This window comes from Lysinibacillus sp. CD3-6, assembly GCF_006351725.2.
Lineage (GTDB): Bacteria > Bacillota > Bacilli > Bacillales_A > Planococcaceae > Lysinibacillus.
In genome coordinates, this window is the sequence record NZ_CP085880.1 from 4,127,911 (window position 1) to 4,147,186 (window position 19,276).

A 19,276-nucleotide genomic window follows, 5' to 3' on the forward strand; every position below is an offset into this window, starting at 1 on the left:
AAAACTAATAGTAAAGGGGTTTTCCGCTAAGTGATAGCCCTTTGCTATAAATCATAGATTTTTATAGAAAGTTTATAGCATAACGATTAATCCATACATATTTTCCTAATCAACACGGCTTGTTACAGTGTTACAGCATAAACTTTTAAATACTTTAGGTTTACGCTTCTTGTAACCCTCCATTAAAGAGCAGTAGTTACGTCAATAAAGTATGTATGTCAGCATAAATTAAGTCTAAAATAATATTACATAAAATTCAAATAATGGCTCCAGGATGAAATTGTAAATTTTTATTTATGATATTTATTCATCTTAACAATTAAAAAACCTTCTAACTTTTCAGTAGAAGGCTATTTTAATATTAGTTTTTCATTTTTGGATCAAGCGCATCTCGCAAACCATCACCCATTAAGTTAAAGCCGAGTACGGTTAACATAATCGCCAACCCTGGGAAAATCATTGTCCATGGCGCTTTTAATAAGTAGATTCGAGCATCCGCAAGCATTTTTCCCCATTCGGGTGCTGGCGCCTGTGCCCCTAATCCTAAGAAACCTAGTGCAGCAGCTTCAATAATCGCTGTTGCAATTGCTAATGTTCCCTGTACAATTATCGGCGTCATAGAGTTAGGTAAAATATGAGAAAATAAAATACGCGAATCTCGCATCCCTATCGCTTTTGCTGCTACGATATATTCCTCTTCTTTTACACTTAACACTTTCGATCGAATTAACCGCCCAAAGTTTGGTACGTTAATAATGGCAATCGCAATTAAAGCATTTTGTAATGACGGCCCAAGTACAGCCACTACAGCAATTGCTAATAAAATACTAGGAAACGCCAACATAATATCAAAGATTCGAGAGATAATTGTATCAATCCATTTTCCATAATAACCTGCAAGAATTCCAAGTGTACTTCCGACAATTACCGAAAGAATAACGGCAAAAAATCCGATCCTTAACGATATACGTGCACCATGAATAATCCGAGAAAAAATATCCCGCCCAAAGTCATCTGTTCCAAACCAATGCGCACTTGAAGGTGCCAATAAGCGCTTTGATAAATCCTGTTCATTAATTCCTTGTGGTGCAATGTACGGACCAAATACAGCAAGAAGTATAAAAAATACTACAATCCCAGCACCAACTAGGGAGATTTTACTTTTTTTAAAGCTACGCCAGCCTTCTCTCCAAGGACCTGCCGCACGCTCTCGACTTGCTACTGCTTCTTTTTTTATATCTATCGCACCAGTCATTATCGCATCTCCCTCCTATTTATATTTAATGCGTGGATCTATCACTGTATAAAGTAGATCGACAATTAAATTAATCATAATGAAAATAAACGCAACGATTAAAATACCTGATTGGATAACTGGATAATCACGGAAGCCAATGGCATCGTAAATATAACGACCAATACCTGGCCAACTGAAGATGGTTTCTGTTAAAATGGCACCACCAAGCAGTAACCCTGTTTGTAAACCAATTACTGTTAACACTGGAATAACTGCGTTTTTCAGTGCGTGTTTATAAACAACGATAAACATTTTTTGTCCTTTTGCTCTAGCTGTACGAACATAATCGGAGCGCATAACCTCCAGCATGGAAGAGCGAGTAATTCTTGCGATAATCGCCATTGGAATTGTAGCAAGTGCCACCCCTGGTAATACTAAACGTTTTAACACTTCCGTAAACTGATCAAATCTCCCTTGAAGAAGTGTATCTAGCAAATAAAAATGCGTAATGGCGGTTATAGGGTCACGGACATTATCACGTCCCGATGTTGGGAACCATCCAAGGTTTATACTAAACGCCCATTGTTCCATTAAACCTAGCCAAAAGACTGGCACAGATACCCCAATTAAAGCAATGACCATCGCTACATAATCAAACCATGAATTTTGGAACCAAGCTGAAATAATACCTGCATTGACTCCAACAACAATTGCAATAATCATTGCAAATAAGGCTAATTCTGCTGTTGCCGCTAAATAAGGAAATATCTCTTGTGACACAGGTAACTTTGTACGCAATGAAACACCTAAATCGCCCTGAAAAATACCACCTAAATAGCCAAAATATTGTGTGTACCATGGCTTGTCTAATCCTAAACTTGCGTTTAATGCCTCAACCGCCTCTTTCGTCGCCTGCTGACCTAAAATCACTTGCGCGGGGTTACCAGGAATTAAACGAATTAACATAAAGACGATAAAAGTCATTCCAAGCAAAACTGGGATTAATTGAAATAAACGCCTTCCCATATAGTGAAGCATCTTTTTCACCTCTCTGTAATTTTCTAATTATACTTTTGCTATGAAAAGCATTGAAGTCTATACACATACTGTAGAAAGGGACAGCCTTCAACAAACGATAGCCGTTTAGATAGTTTGTCTTTCATACAGAAAAACGGGTTGCGACCAACATAGTCACAACCCGTTTTTACAACGCTAGACAAAGTCCAAAGCTGTAAAAATCTTGTTACGTCACTATGAGTAAGCGACAATTTTCATTTCTCTATTGTCTAATTCATATCTACTGCTTCTAAACGGTCAGAGCCAGTTGGATGTGCATGGTAATTTGAAACTTTTGTACTTGCAGCTAAAATAGGAATTGAGTGTGCAAGTGGAACCCATGGAGCATCCTCAGAAATGATTGCTTGCGCTTGTTTGTAAAGTTCAATACGTTTGTCTTCATTTACTTCTGTTTGTGCAGCAACAAATAATTTGTGTAACTCTTGGTTGTCATAGAACGTGTAGTTATTTGAGCCGATATTATCAGCGTCTAATAATGTGTAAAGGAAGTTGTCTGCATCGCCGTTATCACCTGTCCAACCAAGTAAGAACGCATCCGCTTCACCATTTTGAGCTTTTTCTAAATACGTAGCCCATTCGAATGAAACAATTTTAGATGGAATGCCTACATCAGCTAAATTCTTTTGAATAGCTTCTGCAATTTTTTGTCCATCTGGCATATATGGACGTGGTACTGGCATTGCCCATAATTCAATTTCTTTACCGTCATAGCCTGCTTCTTTTAATAATGCTTTTGCTTTTTCAGGATCATATGCGTAACCTGTAATATCATCGTTGTAGCCAGCAATAACTGGTGGCATCGGGTTTTTCGCAGGCTGAGCTAATCCTTCATAGAAAGCATCAACTAACGCTTGCTTATCAATTGCATAGTTTACTGCTTGACGAACTTTCACATTATCAAATGGTGGGCGTGTTACTGTTAAACCAAGGTAACCAACGTTCATAGAAGGACGTTCGATTAATTGTAAATCACCATTTGATTCGATTGATCCTTTATCCGATGGACTTAATCCATCGACAACATCTACCTCGCCATTATTTAGTGCATTTAAGCGAGCAGAGTTATCAGGAATCGAACGGAAAATTACTTTATCTAATTTCGGGAATCCTGCAACACGATAGTCAGGATTTTTCTCAATTGTAATAGAATCATTACGTGTCCAACTTACAAATTTGAATGGACCTGTTCCTACTGGCTTATCGATAAGCGCATCGTCATTTGCTTCAAATGCACTTGGAGAAGCAATGGCAAATGGTGACATTGCTAAGTTTTTCAAGAATGGTGCTTGTGGCTGCTTCAGTTTGAATACAACCGTTGAATCGCCTTCTGCTGTAATTGATTCAATTACTTGCTCACCGCCCATTGTGAATTGGGACATGAAGTACGGGAACTTATCAGCGCCAGCTTTCCAGCGCTCGAAATTTTTCACAACTGCCTCTGCGTTAAAATCAGAACCATCGTGGAACTTTACACCTTCTTCAAGTTGGAATGTGTAAGTTAGCCCATCTTCTGAAGCTTCCCAAGATTTTGCTAAACCTGGGTGCAATGTAACATCTTCATCTCCAAAGTTAATCAGTGTTTCATAGATATTCACTGTAACTTTAAAAGATTCACCTTCTGTTACTGTTGCAGGGTCAAGTGCAGTGGAATCCCCACCTCGACCATATACTAATGTTTTTTCACTGCCGTTAGCTGAATCACCGCCAGTAGACGTATCTTTTGAACCTGTATCCTTGCCATCAGAGCCACCACTACACGCAGCTAAGATTGTCGAGAGAACAAGGATTAGCATGACGCCTAATGACCAAAGCTTCTTTTTCTTCATTTAATTTCCCCCTAAAACTTTTTTATATCATTTAATGTTGAAGTGCATCATAAAGATGACAAGCAACATAATGACCCTGTTTCACTTCTTGCAGTTTCGGAACAACGCTTGAGCATTGCTCTTTCTTAAATGGACATCTTGTATGGAATGCACAGCCGCTTGGCGGATTAGATGCACTCGGGATATCCCCAGATATAATAAGCTGCTCACGTTCAAAAGTTGGATCAGGCACAGGAACTGAAGATAGTAATGCCTGCGTATATGGGTGGAGCGGCTCTGCATATAAATTCTCACTATCTGTTAACTCGACTAACTTGCCTAAATACATAACTCCGACACGATTACTAATATGCCGAACAACCCCTAAGTCATGTGAGATAAAAATATAAGTAAGCTTTAATTCCCTCTGCAATGTTTGCATTAGATTTAAAACTTGAGCTTGAATCGATACATCCAGTGCTGAAACAGGCTCGTCCGCAATAATAAGACGAGGATTGGTCATTAGCGCACGAGCAATGCCTATACGCTGTCTTTGACCTCCACTAAATTGATGTGGATAACGTTTTGCGTGATATTCATTTAATCCAACGATTTCAAGAAGCTCAATGACTTTCTTTTTTCGTTCTTTGGCATTGCCCATACCATGTACAATGAGCGGTTCCTCTAAAATCTTGCCAATCGTATGGCGTGGATTTAACGAAGCATAAGGATCTTGGAAAATCATTTGGATATCTCTTCGCGCTTTCCGCATTTCATTGTTGGACAATGTGGATATCATTTTGCCTCCAAATTCAATGTTACCTGCTGTCGGCTCAAGCAAGCGCATTAATAGGCGACCTGTCGTTGACTTGCCACATCCCGATTCACCTACGATACCTAATGTTTCGCCTTCAAATACTTCAAAGGAAACATCGTCTACAGCTTTTACATCACCAACCTGTGAATTAAAGAAGCCTTTCCGAATAGGAAAATACTTTTTTAAACCATCAACCTTCAACAACACTTTCGACATATTGAACCACCTCCTGTTCTTCCAATAAAAAGCACCTTGCCTTATGTTGCGCTGTCGCTTCATATAAAGGTGGTGTTTCCTGTAAGCAACGCTCCATCGCAAATTCACAGCGTGCTGCAAATCGACAGCCGTCTTTAATCGTGCCTGGCTTTGGCACACTACCAGGTATCGAATAAAGACTGTCTTTTTTATAACGCATATCTGGTACTGATTTAATAAGCCCTTGTGTATAAGGATGCTTTGGCGTTTTAAAAATTTCTTGTATGGACGCTTCTTCAACAATTTGTCCAGCGTACATAACGATAACGCGTTCGCAAGTTTCTGCTACGACACCTAAATCATGGGTAATTAATAAAACAGCCGTATTCATCCGCTTGTTCAAATCTTTCATTAGTTGCAAAATTTGCGCTTGAATTGTCACATCTAGCGCTGTTGTCGGTTCGTCGGCAATCAGTACCTTCGGGTCACAGACAAGCGCCATGGCAATCATGACACGTTGGCGCATCCCACCTGACAATTGATGTGGATAATCCTTTAATAACTCCTCCGCACGAGGTAACCCTACTAGTTTCATAATTTCTATCGCTCGTGCAAAAGCTTTCTTTTTAGACCACTTAGGATTGTGAATTAAAATAGCCTCTTTCAATTGCTCCCCTATAGTAAATAAAGGGTTTAAGGAAGTCATCGGCTCTTGAAAGATCATCGCCACATCTTTCCCACGAATTTTTTGCATTTGCTTATCAGTTAATTTCGCTAAATTTTTGCCATCTAACAGTACTTGTCCACCTGTGATTTTTCCAGGTGGCGATGGTATTAAGCCCATAATGGACAAAGATGTCACACTTTTACCACTGCCTGATTCTCCAACAATCCCTAAAATTTCCCCTTCATGGACCGAAAAATCAATATCGTCAACGGCAGGAATCTGTCCATCATCTGTGAAAAAGGTTGTTTGTAAACCTTTAATCTCTAACAGCTTTTTTCGCATGTTCAACCGCCCCATCCTACCAATATTTTTTAATTTTACAAATTTATAGTTTATTATATACTAACTATCAATAAATTCTCTATTTTCAGATAATTCTAACTAAATTTCCCCTCTCTTTCAATCATTATTTTTCTACCAATAGCATATATTTTCTACATTTTCCGCCTTCTATATAAAAAATTCGTAATTTTACGATATTTTTCTACAGAAATAGTTTCCATTTAACATGTAATTATAAAAGCAGCCGTTCATTTTATTGCTAAATAAGCCCTTGCATACAAAAAAGCCTTTCATTCACCTAGGAATGAAAGGCCAGTGCCAGGCACCCAAACAATTTAATCTAAGTGTTGTACTTGGAATAAATTGAAGTATGTGCCTTGCTCCTTCATTAATTGCTCATGATTTCCTTTTTCAATTAATTGACCATGATCAATAACAAAAATATTATCAGCATGTGTAATTGTAGAAAGTCGGTGCGCAATAATAATAGTTGTTCGATCATGCACTAAGGCATCGAGCGATTCTTGAATAAGTGCTTCACTTTCTAAATCGAGCGCTGATGTTGCTTCATCTAAAATTAAAATCGGTGGGTTTTTTAAAAATACACGGGCAATGGCAACACGTTGCTTTTGTCCACCCGATAATTTTACACCACGCTCGCCAACCTTCGTGTTATAGCCATTTGGCAAGCTCATAATAAAGTCATGTGCATTCGCTGCTTTTGCAGCAGCAATCACTTCTTCCTCCGACGCTCCAGGTTTGCCCATCAGTATGTTTTCCTTTACCGAATCACTGAACAAAATATTATCCTGTAGCACGATGCCAATTTGAGCGCGTAATGATTGGATTGTAACGTCCTTCACATCATGACCATCTACATATACCGCTCCGTCTGACGTATCATAAAAGCGTGGAATTAAGCTAATAATGGTGGATTTCCCACCGCCACTCATTCCTACAAATGCGACTGTCTCCCCAGGATTTATGGTGAAATTCATATTTTTTAATATTTGCGAACCATCCACTTCATATTGAAAAGCGACATTCTCAAATCGCACCTCACCTGTTGCAGGCGATAATGCTAGTGCATTTTTTTTATTTTTGACCTCATAAGGCTCGTCTATTAGTTCAAACATGCGATCCATCGAGGCAATTGATTGCGTTAACGTTGTCGATGAACTTACTAATCGGCGAAGAGGCCCGTAAAGACGTTCAATATAAGCAATAAAAGCAACCATTGTTCCGACCGATAAAGATCCATTAATTACTTGATAGCCTGCATAAGCAATCACAAGTAATGGTGCTACATCGGTAATCGTATTGACGACCGCAAAAGATTTAGCATTCCATTTTGTTTGATCCAATGCTTTTTCTAAAAACTCGCCGTTTGCTTCATCAAATAATTTTTGTTCGTGCTTTTCGAGCGTAAAGCTTTTAATAATACTCATGCCAGCTACTCGTTCATGAAGATAACTTTGAACACCTGCAAGTGCTTGTGAGCGGTTGCGTGTTAAAGTTCGAAGTTTCCCAAAGAAGAACCTAACGCTTATTGCATAAAACGGAAATGCGATAAGTGCCACAAGTGTTAGTTTAACGTCCATTGCTAGCATAATAAAGACGGCAATAACAATCGTTGCCAAGTCCAGCCATACATTCATTAATCCTGTCATCACAAAGTTTTTCGTTTGCTCCACATCATTAATTACACGTGAAATAACTTCACCAGCTCTTGTATTAGCGTAATACTTTAAGCTAAGGCGCTGTAAATGTGCGTAAATTTCTTTACGAATATCAAAAAGAACCTTATTACTCACATGCTGTGCAAAATATTGACGATAGTATTCTATCGGTGGTCGTATAACGAAAAATACAATTATTGTACCGCCTAACCAGTAAAACAACTCTTTTGTTTTTTCAGTATCCGTCAAATCTTCCGCACCAATAATATCATCAAGGACTATTTTTATGAGCAGTGGAATAAATAACGGGATGGCAAATTTCACAATACCAATTAAAACCGTTAAAATAATTTCCCATGTGTATGGTTTTACAAAACGCATATAACGCTTTATACTACCCATTTTTCATCACTTCCTTATTAGAAAACCTCTTCTTTATGTGGCTTTCTATACATTAAAAAAAGAAACAGACATTCTACGACGAATGCCCTTACGTATTATAGCAATATTCAGCATGAAGTACAGTTAGTTAGCTTTTAATCCTAACTATTTTTTACTTTCATCGATTTCCCTATTTATAAATTACCCCATATATGCAAAAAAACACCCATTAGATTAACTAATAGGTGTTACTGACTATCATCTGCTTGCATATCGAGCTGAAACTTATAACGACTTGTCCAAGCATCGATAAAATCAGGTGCAAAAGGTCCTCTTTTTTGTTGAATCCAGCTAATTAATTTTTCGACATTACGCTTTAAAATTTTATCGATGACATCTGGGTAAGACATTTCCTGGCGATGCTGTTCATATTCATCTTCATCTAAAAGGGTATACGACATATCCGGAAAAACCTTAATATCTAAATCGTAGTCAATGTATTTAATGGCATTATTATCGAAAACAAATGGTGAGCTTAGATTACAATAATAATACACACCGTCTTCACGCAGCATGCAGATGATGTTAAACCAGTGCTCCGCATGGAAATAACAAATAGAAGGCTCTCTCGTTAGCCACGTACGACCATCGGATTCTGTCACAAGTGTTCGTTCATTCGCACCGATTATAATGTTTTTAGTTCCTTTTAACACCATTGTCTCTTGCCAAACACGGTGGATGCGGCCATTGTGCTTATAACTATGTATTTGTATCGTTTCTCCTTCTACTGGTATTGCCATTTTTGAAGCCCACCTTTTCGTCTATGCTACCTAAATCTAGCAGTCTCTAGTATATTATAGCAATCTGTACGCGAAAGGTGTAGTTGAAAACTACAAATTTCACTGTGTCGTGTTATTTATGTACAAATTTTCGAAAATTAATTGCTATTTCCATCATTACTGCAAAATTCAAATGAGATTTCTTACGTAATAAGCTTATGCTTTTGTGAGGAAAAATAGAAAAGGGCTGTCCTTTTCATCTTTTCGATTTTAGACAGCCCCTTAGAAGGTAAATGCAATTATGCAGTTACAAAGTGATTACTCACTTGCGTTCGTGTTTTGGTTATTCTTTGCATATTTGCCTGAAGCTTGAGCTTTATTTTGCTCAGCTTTAGCATTTTGCTTTTGCACTTCGTTGAAGTCCGTTTCATAACCAAACTCTTCACTTTGGCGTTGCATGTTTTTATTTGCTTGTTGGTTTGTGTTTTGATTTTTCTTCATTTGTCATTCACCTCCACGCTAATTATTGTGTACAGAGGTGATTACTTTTATGCTCATTAATTTTTATTTTCGATTGCTTAATTATGGTATAGCCACTATTTTATTGCTTGCCATATTTTTAACATTGGCACTGGCATAGGTAATAATTCGATTTGCTCTCGAGTTAGCCATTCACCCTCTTCAAATGATTTACACTTCATATAATAAGCATTCACATGCCAAGTTAAATGTGAGAAAACATGTTTAAATGTTAAAATTTCCTGTTGTGCTTGTGTTTCAACTTTATAGTGCTGAGCAAATTTTAATAATGAGTCCTCTGCTTGTTCAAGCATCGGGAATTGCCACATATTCGCTAGTAATCCTACTGCTGGCCGTTGCTCCATTAAAATTCGCCCTTGCTCATCCTCACAAACAAAAACGTCGTATGAAATATGCTTCATCTTGACTTTTTTTGTTTTCACAGGTAGTTTTTCTGGTTCTCCCTCATTAAATGCGGTGCAATATTCACGGACTGGACATAGTAAACATTTAGGAGAAGTTGGTGAACAAATAAGCGCCCCAAGCTCCATTAAACCTTGATTAAAGGATGATGCATTATGAGGATCAATGAGTTCATCCACAGCTTCTTCGAAAATTTTCTTTGTTTTTGGTAGTGCAATATCTTCATGTATATTAAGTACACGGCTTAAAACCCGCATGACATTACCATCAACCGCATGTTCTGGCTTATTATAGGCAATACTTAATATAGCACCTGCGGTATAAGGACCAATCCCTTTTAACTTTGAAATTTCATGGCGATTATCAGGTACGATTCCGCCATAGTTTTCTAACACCTCACGAACGCCTGCTTGCAAATTTCTCGCCCGTGAGTAATAGCCAAGGCCTTCCCAATGTTTTAATAAATATTCTTGTGGTGCCTCAGCTAATAATTCTAAAGTTGGAAAGCTTTCCATAAAGCGATTGTAATAAGGAATAACTGTGTCAACTCGTGTTTGCTGTAGCATTACCTCAGATACCCAAATTTTATAAGGGTCTTTAGTATGCCGCCAAGGTAAATCTCGTTTCTCTTCTTCAAACCATTCGACTAAAGATTGTCGAAATTCTGCTACATATGGATATTTCACAGTGACCTCCCGTGTCTTTACGATTTAATTTATGTTTAAAAGGGTATACAATTAAGAAAAGCTATTCGCATAATATGCCAAAAACGTATAAATTTATTACACCTACGCATGACATCTGCCGCTGTCGCGGACTTTTGCTGAAACAATCAAACTCCATTATTTACCTCTTGTGCGAGTGAATACTTAGAGATTGAAAAGCAAATTTTATAAGCAATACCATTATTGAAATGAAATATACATGTATGCATTGTACGACTTTTTCACGCATACAAGGAGTGGATAATTTTGGATTCAGGTACACATTTCGTTATGGGAATAGCACTCGGTGGTCTAGCTTTAGCCGACCCTGTAGTCGCCAATCATTCAATGACTTTTACTGCTGTTATGGCTGGTACCATTATTGGCTCACAAGCACCTGATGTTGATACTGTATTAAAACTACGCAATAATGCGATTTACATTCGACATCATCGTGGTATTACACATTCAATACCAGCAGTAGCCTTATGGCCGATCTTAATTACAATCGTGTTATCACTAATTATTCAGGACGCAAATGTGTTACATTTATGGCTTTGGACATTTCTTGCTGTAGCTATTCATGTTTTTGTTGATATTTTCAATGCATACGGAACACAAGCTATTCGCCCATTCTCTAGAAAGTGGGTAGCCCTTGGTGTTATTAATACATTTGATCCGATTATTTTTTCCCTACATTGCCTTGGAATATTACTATGGGCATTCGGGGCAAATCCAGTCTGGACATTTAGCGTCATGTATGGCGTTATAGTTGTCTATTATTTCTTTAGATTTGCTGTTCAAAAAGCAGTTAAAAAAGCAGTGCACAGTACAATTCAAGATGAAGATTATGTCATTGTAGCGCCTACGATGCGATTTTTCCACTGGCGCATCGCCGCGAAATCGAAAACCCATTACTATGTCGGCCGTGCATATGGGCGAACTGTTAATATTTACGATAAATTCGAAATCAAACCATTGCCAAAAACGCCTACTGTTGAAGCAGCAATGAAAGACCCTAATCTTGCTGCCTTTGTATCTTTTTCACCATTGTATCGTTGGGAAATTTCCGAGCTTGAAAATGACTTAACAGAAGTGAGGTTAATTGATTTACGTTATCGCAGTGACAATCGCTATCCTTTCGTTGCAGTTGCTCATTTGAACGAAGACAACGAAATTATTACCTCATACACTGGTTGGATTTTTACCGAGGATAAACTTCAAAAAAAATTACAAATTGGCGCAAGCAATTAACGAATAAAGCCGGAGTATCCTAAAAAGGGAACACCGGCTTTGTTATGTTTTTCCTATTAGTTATTGTACCATATCATCACTTGCATCTAGTAAATGAGCGTATTTTGGATTGCGCCCTGCAAATTGATGGAGTTTATCGCCGTAGCTTGCGATTAATTGGCGCACTAAATTTTCCGTATAATCCGCCCCACGATAATTATAGCCAGCTTTGGCAGATGTAGATTCAAAATCACTCCATAAAAGCTCAATCCATACACGTGCACGCCCTGCTGACATTTGAGGATTTTTCTCTAGTAATTCTGCTGTTAGTTTATCGATTTTTTCTTGCATTTATTTCCCCGCCTTTATCGGTGATAAAATCGAAACTGGCAACGCTTCCTGATATTTATCGCCCCCTAGGCGATGACCCCATGCAAAACGTCCTTTTAAATAATCCACTTGGAAATAGTTATTGTCCGAGCCATCGATTCTGTACATTTCTCCAGGGACAATTGTATCTAAATCAACTAAATAAGCCGCTGCCATTAAAGCTTTACGCTCGTACACCGCAAATTCATTAAGTATACCCAGCTGTTCTGCCTTGCGTGCCTTCTCTTTTAGCTTCGCTACTTCTTCTCGTAGTTCATGCTCTGTCATTGCAGCATAGTTTTTTTCACTCATTCCCCATTCTCCTTCTCTTCAATAAAACGATCTATCACTTCTACAGGAAATCCTTTTTGATAAAGCGCCTGCTTCGTTTTCATTTTTAATTCATAACCAGTATACTTCGACACATACTTTTTCCAAACTTTTTCGCCTTGCACATCTAGCAAGGACTGCCATTCATTTTCAGCTTGCTCAATTTCAACCTGTCCAAGCACTTCATCTACAATAGAAAAAGAATATCCTTTTCGCATAAGGTAATCTTGAATTTTTGCCTTAATTTGCGTTGGTGTTTTCTTCTTTTCAGAACGAATTACTTTTTCAGCAAGCTGTATTGCAAGCTTGACTTGCTCCTCATGGCTATATGTTTCAAGCACCTCATCTTGCAAATTTTTATCAATCCCTTTTTTAATGAGATCTTGTCGAATTGCTCGAGGGCCTTTTTTCATCGTAGCTTTTTTTGTATCAAGCAATGCTTTCGAATAGGATTCATCATTTAAAAATCCATATGATTTTAATTTTTGAATCGCTTCCAATATCACTGCTTCTCCAAACTCTAATGAGCTTAACTTTTTCTTCACCTCATGCTCACTACGCATTTGATAAGATAGAAAATTTAGCCCTTTATTAAATGCTTTACGAATTTCATCTTCATAGGCAATTTCCTGAATATCAAATTCTTCAAGCACCTTTCCTTTTGTCAGACCAAACTGTATTAAAATCGCTTCGTCTACAGGAAAAGCGTATTCCTCGTTCAAATATATATTATAGCGTTCTGGATTATTTTTTTGACGCGCAATTTTTGTAATAACACGCATAGCGAAATCACCTCTTTGCTTAATCATTATAACATCTTTTTCTTTTTTTCTATCTTTGTGTATAGTTGAGTTACATCTATTGGTAAAAGGAGGGGTTTTTATGAAAATTGTCATTGCTGGTGGTACTGGTTTTGTTGGGCAGGCTTTAACGAATTTGTTGCAACAACAAGGTCATGAGTTATTCGTTTTATCCCGTAGCAATTCTAGATATGAAAACGGTATTCATTATGTACAATGGCTAAAAGATGGCGCACGACCAGAAAAGGAATTGGATGAAGATATCGATGCTGTCGTTAATTTAGCAGGAGTGTCATTAAATGATGGGCGTTGGACAAAAAAGCAAAAGAAAGCCATATATACAAGCCGTATGGAAGCTACGCTAGAAATTGTACGTATTATGGAGCAATTTAAAGAGAAACCTAAAGTACTTGTCAATGCCAGTGCAGTTGGAATTTACCCACCTTCCACAGCGGCTACCTATAGTGAAAACGTTAGCGACTATGCAAAAGATTTTTTAGGTTGGACCGTTCACGATTGGGAACGTCATGCGAAGCGAGCTGAAAAATTAGGTATTCGCGTAGCACTTGCTCGTTTTGGTGTGATTTTGGGTCGGAACAGCGGCGCACTTCCCTCCATGGTTTTGCCTTATAAATTGCATGTTGGTGGTACGATTGGTTCAGGTGAACAATGGCTCTCATGGATACATGTAGAAGATGTTGCTCGGGCTATTTACTTTGCCATTAACAATTCATCAATTCGCGGACCATTTAATGTGACCGCTCCACACGCAACACGTATGAAGGAATTTGGTCAAACAATTGCACAAGTAATGGGACGCCGTCATTGGATGCCAGTCCCTAGTTTTGCCATGCGTTTAGCTCTCGGAGAACAAAGTATGCTCGTTTTAGAAGGACAGCATGTATTACCAACTGTTTTAGAAAAACAAAATTTTGAATTTAACTATCCTTATTTAAAAGAAGCACTTGAAAATTTATTATAAAATCCGTGCGCAAAGTGAAACAAGAAGCAGGATAAATTTTTGAAAAGAACGCATCCTAAAAGAAAAGGAAAGGATGCGTTTTTATGTGGAAACAACATATTGTAGGTGCAGTAATTGCTACTTTTATTATTGCCGCAGCAATAAGCATTAATCCATACTTTGCCTCAGGCTCGGATGAATATCATTGGGGCATTAAACGAGCAAAGAATGGTGAACCTGCACAAGCAGGAGCACAGCTTGATAAACTACTCGACCAATATGGAGCAATTTATAAAGGAAAATCCGATAAAAAAGTGGTTTATTTAACATTTGATAACGGGTATGAAAATGGCTTTACCGAAAGTATATTGGATACATTAGAAAAGGAAAAAGCACCAGCAACCTTCTTTTTAACTGGCCATTATTTAGATAGCGCAGGTGACCTTGTCAAGCGTATGGTGCAAGACGGTCATACAATCGGTAACCATTCTTACGGTCATCCGAATATGGCAAAGTTAACGAGAGATGGTATGCGTGCAGAATGGCGTAAGTTTGATGGTAAATTACGTGAATTAACAGGCATAGACCGTACAACTTATGCTCGACCACCAGAAGGAATTTTCAATGCGAAGTTGTTAGAGGTTGGCAATGCAGAAGGTTACCGTCATATTTTCTGGTCTGTCGCTTTTAAAGATTGGCTAAAAGATGAGCGCCGTGGAGCAGATTATGCTTATAATGCGTTAATGGAGCAACTTCATCCTGGCGCTGTTATTTTAATGCATACAGTAGCGCAAGATAATGCGGAGGCCCTACCTTTATTCATTGCTGAAGCGAAGAAGCAAGGCTATACTTTTTTATCGCTTGACGATTTAGTATTGGAATATGAAGATTTCCCTGTCACTATGCAATCGTCCACTCCTTAGTTATAATGGGGAGATGACATCAGCATGTTATCACTACCTACGTGCTGAACAAAGTTAAAGGACGTGGATCGCTTGACGCAACAAACAACGATGGAAGTGGGACAAAAATTCCCATTAACTATAAAAAGACTTGGTATTAATGGCGAGGGTGTTGGCTTTTATAAACGCAACGTCGTCTTCGTAAAGGGCGCTATACCAGGAGAAGAAATTACCGCACAAGTGACGAAAACACAACGCAATTTCGCAGAAGCAGATATACTTGCTATTCGCAAAGCTTCACAATTTCGTCAGGAGGCACCGTGCCCTGTTTACAATGAATGCGGTGGCTGTCAGCTTCAACATATGACATATGAAAAACAGCTAATTGAAAAACGGGATATCGTGATTCAAGCGTTAGAACGCTATGCTAAGCCTTTAGCAGAAAGCGTAGAAGTTCGTCACACACTTGGTATGGACAACCCTTGGAATTATCGCAATAAAAGCCAATTTCAAGTACGCAAAGAAGGCAAACGTGTCTATGCAGGGCTTTTTTCAGAAGGCAGCAACAAGCTACTGAATATTAATGATTGCCTTGTACAACATCCCATCACTTCTAAAATTACTGTAGCAACACGTAAAATCTTACAAAAGCTAAATATTACGATTTACGACGGTCGTACGCTCGATGGTTTAGTGCGTACGATTGTTGTACGTACAGGCATTCGAACTGGTGAAACACAAGTGGTCCTTGTGACAACACGAAAAGAAATTCCTCACCTTGCCGAGCTTATCACACGCATTAAAAAAATCGATCCAAGTATCGTATCGATTGCACAAAATATTAATCGGGAAAAAACATCACTTATTTTTGGTGATGAAACGATAGTTCTTGACGGCAAGGAAACAATACATGAGGAGCTTGGGGAATTAGCATTTGACCTATCTGCTCGTGCATTCTTCCAATTGAATCCAACACAAACAGTATATCTATACAATGAAATCAAAAAAGCAGCGGCATTAACAGGCACAGAAACCGTTGTGGATGCCTATTGTGGAGTTGGTACAATCGGTTTATGGTTAGCGGATAAGGCGAAAGAAGTTCGTGGTATGGACGTCATTCCAGAAAGCATTCAAGATGCACGCAAAAACGCGCGTAACCATGGCTTCAAACATACGAAATATGCAATCGGCACAGCTGAAAGTGTTTTAGCAAAATGGCGTAAAGAAGGCTTCACACCAGATGTTATTACAGTAGACCCACCACGCACAGGACTTGCACCAGAATTTATCCGCACTGTCCTTAAGCTAAAACCAAAGCGTTTTGTCTATACATCTTGTAATCCATCTACATTAGCCAAAGATCTACAGGAATTATCAAAACTTTATGATGTTGAATATATTCAACCAGTGGATATGTTCGCTCAGACTGCTCAAGTCGAATGCGTCGCTAAGCTTGTGTTGAAAAATAAATAAATTGGAGCATCTCAATTAGTTTTGAGATGCTTTTTTATTTTAATAACATATAACTGCTGCTTTCGCGGTATCACTACCTTCTTCCGCGGAATCACTGCCCGCTTTCGCGGAATCATCACCCACTTTCGCGGAATCACCGCCCACTTCCGCGGAATCACCGCCCACTTCCGCGGAATCACTGCCCACTTCCGCGGTATCACTGCCCACTTTCGCGGAATCAACGCCCTTTCGCGGAATTACCACCCACTTCCGCGGAATCAACGCCCTTTCGCGGAATTACCACCCACTTCCGCGGAATCACCGCTCGCTTTCGCGGAATCACTGCCTGCTTTCGCGGAATCATCACCTGCTTTCGCAGAATCATCACCCACTTTCGCGGAATCATCACCTGCTTTCGCGGAATCATCACCCGCCTCCGCGGAATTACCACCCACTTCCGCGGAATCACTGCCCGCTTTCGCGGAATCATCACCCACTTTCGCGGAATCATCACCTGCTTTCGCGGAATCATCACCCGCTTTCGTGGAATCATCACCCACTTTCGCGGAATCATCACCCGCTTTCGCGGAATCATCACCTGCTTTCGCGGAATCACTACCCGTTCCCTTGGGCATGGAATTATTATCTAATTGCTTTTAACGAAGCTTGTCTGTATAATGTATTTCTAGGTGCCAAACCTACGTGGCATGGACGGAACATCCGTGTCACACCGAAAAACGCCATTACAGCACGGATTTGCTGGGCGTTTTTTGTTTTATGAGCGGGAGATGAGCCCCGCTCTTTTATTTTGTATATAAAAGCGACCATGACATTAAACTGTCAATGGTCGCTTATTTTTATTTTTTCCGAATACGAGTAGAACTGTCGCAACACCTAGCAATAGAAGTGCTACAAGTAAAAGGAAGCTATAGTTTTTCACAAACTCTAAATACACTCCACCTAAAAATGGTCCTGTTAGACTACCGATACTTAAGGCAATACCACAAAGTAGGTTTCCAGTTGGTAGCAACTCTTTAGGCGTTAAATCAGCCATATATGTAATACCTAGAGAAAACATCGAACCGACTAATGTACCAGCACAGAAAAACACGATGGCTACAGCCATTTGCGAGTGCTCTAAAAAACTAGCAATACTAAAAAGAATAGCGCCTCCAAATGATCCGAACATCAGAATGTTGCGTCGCCCTATTTTATCTCCCAATGCACCAAGTGGCACTTGCGTTAAAATCCCTCCAAATGTAAAGACAGATAAAATAATCGGAATCATGTTAACATCAAAACCGATACGTAAAGCGTAAACTGGAAATAAAGCGTTTAATGAAGATTCTAAAAAGCCGTAAACAAACGGACCTAAAAATGCTATCCATCCAAATACAATTGCCACCTTATAACGATGCCATCCTCGTGCCTTCATATCACCTGTTAAACGCTCTGGCTTTTCATTGCGTAAGAAAAATACAAATGACCAAGCTATTAAGCACATTATAGATGACACAATAAACGGCAATGCCTCTGCAATTTTTATAAGCTGTACCATTAATGGCCCTACCGCAAAGCCCATGCTAAACGATAAACCATAAATAGCCATACCTTTACCTAGGCTCTTATGATCAGATGTACTCGTAATCCATGTTTGCGTAGCATAATGTAGCGCATGATCTCCAACACCTATTAGTAAACGTAATACAAACCAAAATGTGACGCTTTTCCATAAAGGAAATACAATAAGTGATACAAAGACGAATGCTCCGCCGATTAAAATGATTGGTTTGTAGCCCCATTTTCGTAAAGGCTGTTCGATAAAGGGTGAAATTAATAAAGTTCCTATGTATAGTCCCGTCGCATTTAGACCATTTAAAGCGGACGATACACCATCACGCTCAAAAATAATCGAGATAAGTGGCAATAGCATCCCTTGTGAAAACCCAGATATAGATACGATTAACACTAAAATAGTAAATCTTTTTTTGCTGTAATCTGAGAAGTAATTCATTTTTTCCTCCAACTTCAAGTCATCTTCCACATTACAGCATACCAAAAAGCCTTAGCGCTCACCACATGTGATTTTACGCTAAGGCCTAACTAACACTTATTATCATTCAACTTGTATAAACACGATTTTCGGCTTTTTTATTTGCCTATTACTTGTTTAAACTCCCTCCTTTTCGAGTTAGAGTTCACCGTTTTGTACCATCAGCTCCTTTACTATTTCTTAAAATAACTTTAACATATACAATCAATATTGTAAATATTCTGTCTATTGATTTTTAAAAATAATCGCTAAGTCCTAGGTGTTAACCTAGGCATTGAAATTTAGTCCCAAATCAGCTACTATGTAAGGGACGAAATGAGGTGTATGCATGTCAAAGCCAATCACGGATAAAGAACAACAAGTGACTTACTTAAAGGAACGTCTTGAAATGTTTTTAGAAGTATTAGATGCCATCGACCCAGAAAAGACTGAATTACAAGATATTGATCGTTTAATTCAAATGATGGATGATTTAGAAGATAAAATGGAGCAATTCAACGCTCGTGAACAATAATACCAATGAAAAGCAAGCGAGCAATCTATGCTCGCTT

At 38.7% G+C, this 19,276-nt stretch carries 20 protein-coding genes; 5 read left to right on the forward strand and 15 right to left on the reverse strand.

The features are described 5' to 3' along the window. Positions 1-361 precede the first annotated feature (361 nt). The 9 genes from nikC to mutY form a co-directional block, all read right to left on the reverse strand. Positions 362-1,255: a nickel transporter permease gene (gene nikC, locus FH508_RS20545; RefSeq protein WP_173479557.1), complete on the reverse strand. Its 894-nt coding sequence runs from the start codon at positions 1,253-1,255 to the stop codon at positions 362-364. A gap of 15 nt (positions 1,256-1,270) precedes the next feature. Next, positions 1,271-2,275 (reverse strand): ABC transporter permease, encoded by a 1,005-nt coding sequence (locus FH508_RS20550; RefSeq protein WP_173479558.1) that lies wholly within the window; start codon positions 2,273-2,275, stop codon positions 1,271-1,273. Between the two features lie 248 nt (positions 2,276-2,523). Beyond that, positions 2,524-4,140, reverse strand: coding sequence for an ABC transporter substrate-binding protein (locus FH508_RS20555; RefSeq protein ID WP_173479559.1), 1,617 nt, complete (start codon positions 4,138-4,140; stop codon positions 2,524-2,526). 31 nt (positions 4,141-4,171) lie between these two features. Next, the gene (locus FH508_RS20560; protein ID WP_173479560.1) at positions 4,172-5,152 is read right to left on the reverse strand and encodes an ABC transporter ATP-binding protein; all 981 of its coding nucleotides are present in this window, start codon (positions 5,150-5,152) and stop codon (positions 4,172-4,174) included. Then, positions 5,127-6,140 carry an ABC transporter ATP-binding protein gene (locus FH508_RS20565; RefSeq protein ID WP_173479561.1) on the reverse strand — a complete coding sequence of 338 codons (1,014 nt, stop codon included), beginning with the start codon at positions 6,138-6,140 and terminating at the stop codon, positions 5,127-5,129. Before FH508_RS20565 ends, FH508_RS20560 begins: the two co-directional genes overlap by 26 nt. A 335-nt stretch (positions 6,141-6,475) precedes the next feature. Next, positions 6,476-8,221: an ABC transporter ATP-binding protein gene (locus tag FH508_RS20570; protein WP_173479562.1), complete on the reverse strand. Its 1,746-nt coding sequence runs from the start codon at positions 8,219-8,221 to the stop codon at positions 6,476-6,478. Positions 8,222-8,448: 227 nt separating this feature from the next. After that, positions 8,449-9,000: a nucleoside tri-diphosphate phosphatase gene (locus tag FH508_RS20575; RefSeq protein WP_173479563.1), complete on the reverse strand. Its 552-nt coding sequence runs from the start codon at positions 8,998-9,000 to the stop codon at positions 8,449-8,451. Between the two features lie 297 nt (positions 9,001-9,297). Then, positions 9,298-9,480 (reverse strand): gamma-type small acid-soluble spore protein, encoded by a 183-nt coding sequence (locus FH508_RS20580; protein ID WP_173479564.1) that lies wholly within the window; start codon positions 9,478-9,480, stop codon positions 9,298-9,300. A gap of 95 nt (positions 9,481-9,575) precedes the next feature. Beyond that, positions 9,576-10,607, reverse strand: coding sequence for an A/G-specific adenine glycosylase (gene mutY, locus FH508_RS20585; protein ID WP_173479565.1), 1,032 nt, complete (start codon positions 10,605-10,607; stop codon positions 9,576-9,578). 285 nt (positions 10,608-10,892) lie between these two features. Between mutY and FH508_RS20590 the strand changes: the two genes are divergently transcribed. Further along, the gene (locus tag FH508_RS20590) at positions 10,893-11,879 is read left to right on the forward strand and encodes a metal-dependent hydrolase (protein WP_173479566.1); all 987 of its coding nucleotides are present in this window, start codon (positions 10,893-10,895) and stop codon (positions 11,877-11,879) included. Positions 11,880-11,939: 60 nt separating this feature from the next. On the opposite strand, the gene FH508_RS20595 is transcribed toward FH508_RS20590, so the two are convergent. From FH508_RS20595 to recX, 3 genes are read right to left on the reverse strand one after another with little or no spacing between them, the layout of a single operon-like run. After that, complete coding sequence (locus FH508_RS20595; RefSeq protein ID WP_173479567.1) at positions 11,940-12,209, reverse strand: YfhJ family protein; 270 nt, start codon at positions 12,207-12,209, stop codon at positions 11,940-11,942. Further along, positions 12,210-12,539 (reverse strand): YfhH family protein, encoded by a 330-nt coding sequence (locus FH508_RS20600; RefSeq protein WP_173479568.1) that lies wholly within the window; start codon positions 12,537-12,539, stop codon positions 12,210-12,212. Further along, complete coding sequence (gene recX / locus FH508_RS20605) at positions 12,536-13,339, reverse strand: recombination regulator RecX (RefSeq protein WP_173479662.1); 804 nt, start codon at positions 13,337-13,339, stop codon at positions 12,536-12,538. The genes FH508_RS20600 and recX overlap by 4 nt, the downstream gene beginning before the upstream one ends. A gap of 100 nt (positions 13,340-13,439) precedes the next feature. Here recX and FH508_RS20610 point away from each other — a divergent pair, with 100 nt between their 5' ends. The 3 genes from FH508_RS20610 to rlmD all read left to right on the forward strand — a co-directional run bounded on the left by FH508_RS20610 (position 13,440) and on the right by rlmD (position 16,693). Next, complete coding sequence (locus FH508_RS20610) at positions 13,440-14,339, forward strand: TIGR01777 family oxidoreductase (RefSeq protein WP_173479569.1); 900 nt, start codon at positions 13,440-13,442, stop codon at positions 14,337-14,339. Between the two features lie 83 nt (positions 14,340-14,422). Beyond that, positions 14,423-15,241, forward strand: a complete 819-nt coding sequence (locus tag FH508_RS20615) for a polysaccharide deacetylase family protein (RefSeq protein ID WP_173479570.1) — start codon at positions 14,423-14,425, stop codon at positions 15,239-15,241. A gap of 72 nt (positions 15,242-15,313) precedes the next feature. Beyond that, a complete protein-coding gene (gene rlmD / locus FH508_RS20620) occupies positions 15,314-16,693 on the forward strand; it encodes a 23S rRNA (uracil(1939)-C(5))-methyltransferase RlmD (protein WP_173479571.1) in 1,380 nt (459 codons plus the stop codon). Positions 16,694-16,732: 39 nt separating this feature from the next. On the opposite strand, the gene FH508_RS20625 is transcribed toward rlmD, so the two are convergent. From FH508_RS20625 to FH508_RS20635, 3 genes are all read right to left on the reverse strand, one after another. Beyond that, entirely contained in the window at positions 16,733-16,936 is a 204-nt protein-coding gene (locus FH508_RS20625; RefSeq protein WP_173479572.1) for a hypothetical protein, read from the reverse strand. 14 nt (positions 16,937-16,950) lie between these two features. Beyond that, positions 16,951-17,307, reverse strand: coding sequence for a hypothetical protein (locus FH508_RS20630; RefSeq protein WP_173479573.1), 357 nt, complete (start codon positions 17,305-17,307; stop codon positions 16,951-16,953). A 197-nt stretch (positions 17,308-17,504) separates the two neighbouring features. Continuing rightward, positions 17,505-18,686 (reverse strand): MFS transporter, encoded by a 1,182-nt coding sequence (locus FH508_RS20635; RefSeq protein ID WP_173479574.1) that lies wholly within the window; start codon positions 18,684-18,686, stop codon positions 17,505-17,507. Between the two features lie 367 nt (positions 18,687-19,053). On the opposite strand from FH508_RS20635, the gene FH508_RS20640 reads away from it, so the two are divergent. Then, positions 19,054-19,239, forward strand: a complete 186-nt coding sequence (locus FH508_RS20640; protein ID WP_173479575.1) for an SE1561 family protein — start codon at positions 19,054-19,056, stop codon at positions 19,237-19,239. The last annotated feature ends 37 nt before the right edge of the window (positions 19,240-19,276 follow it).

Excerpts from the sequence above, each read along its gene's own strand:
- nikC (WP_173479557.1), bottom strand. The coding sequence starts at position 1,255 with ATGACTGGTGCGATAGATATAAAAAAAGAAGCAGTAGCAAGTCGAGAG.
- FH508_RS20550 (WP_173479558.1), bottom strand. The coding sequence starts at position 2,275 with ATGCTTCACTATATGGGAAGGCGTTTATTTCAATTAATCCCAGTTTTG.
- FH508_RS20555 (WP_173479559.1), bottom strand. The coding sequence starts at position 4,140 with ATGAAGAAAAAGAAGCTTTGGTCATTAGGCGTCATGCTAATCCTTGTT.
- FH508_RS20560 (WP_173479560.1), bottom strand. The coding sequence starts at position 5,152 with ATGTCGAAAGTGTTGTTGAAGGTTGATGGTTTAAAAAAGTATTTTCCT.
- FH508_RS20565 (WP_173479561.1), bottom strand. The coding sequence starts at position 6,140 with ATGCGAAAAAAGCTGTTAGAGATTAAAGGTTTACAAACAACCTTTTTC.
- FH508_RS20570 (WP_173479562.1), bottom strand. The coding sequence starts at position 8,221 with ATGGGTAGTATAAAGCGTTATATGCGTTTTGTAAAACCATACACATGG.
- FH508_RS20575 (WP_173479563.1), bottom strand. The coding sequence starts at position 9,000 with ATGGCAATACCAGTAGAAGGAGAAACGATACAAATACATAGTTATAAG.
- FH508_RS20580 (WP_173479564.1), bottom strand. The coding sequence starts at position 9,480 with ATGAAGAAAAATCAAAACACAAACCAACAAGCAAATAAAAACATGCAA.
- FH508_RS20595 (WP_173479567.1), bottom strand. The coding sequence starts at position 12,209 with ATGCAAGAAAAAATCGATAAACTAACAGCAGAATTACTAGAGAAAAAT.
- FH508_RS20600 (WP_173479568.1), bottom strand. The coding sequence starts at position 12,539 with ATGAGTGAAAAAAACTATGCTGCAATGACAGAGCATGAACTACGAGAA.
- recX (WP_173479662.1), bottom strand. The coding sequence starts at position 13,339 with ATGCGTGTTATTACAAAAATTGCGCGTCAAAAAAATAATCCAGAACGC.
- FH508_RS20610 (WP_173479569.1), top strand. The coding sequence starts at position 13,440 with ATGAAAATTGTCATTGCTGGTGGTACTGGTTTTGTTGGGCAGGCTTTA.
- FH508_RS20615 (WP_173479570.1), top strand. The coding sequence starts at position 14,423 with ATGTGGAAACAACATATTGTAGGTGCAGTAATTGCTACTTTTATTATT.
- FH508_RS20630 (WP_173479573.1), bottom strand. The coding sequence starts at position 17,307 with ATGCCCAAGGGAACGGGTAGTGATTCCGCGAAAGCAGGTGATGATTCC.
- FH508_RS20635 (WP_173479574.1), bottom strand. The coding sequence starts at position 18,686 with ATGAATTACTTCTCAGATTACAGCAAAAAAAGATTTACTATTTTAGTG.
- FH508_RS20640 (WP_173479575.1), top strand. The coding sequence starts at position 19,054 with ATGTCAAAGCCAATCACGGATAAAGAACAACAAGTGACTTACTTAAAG.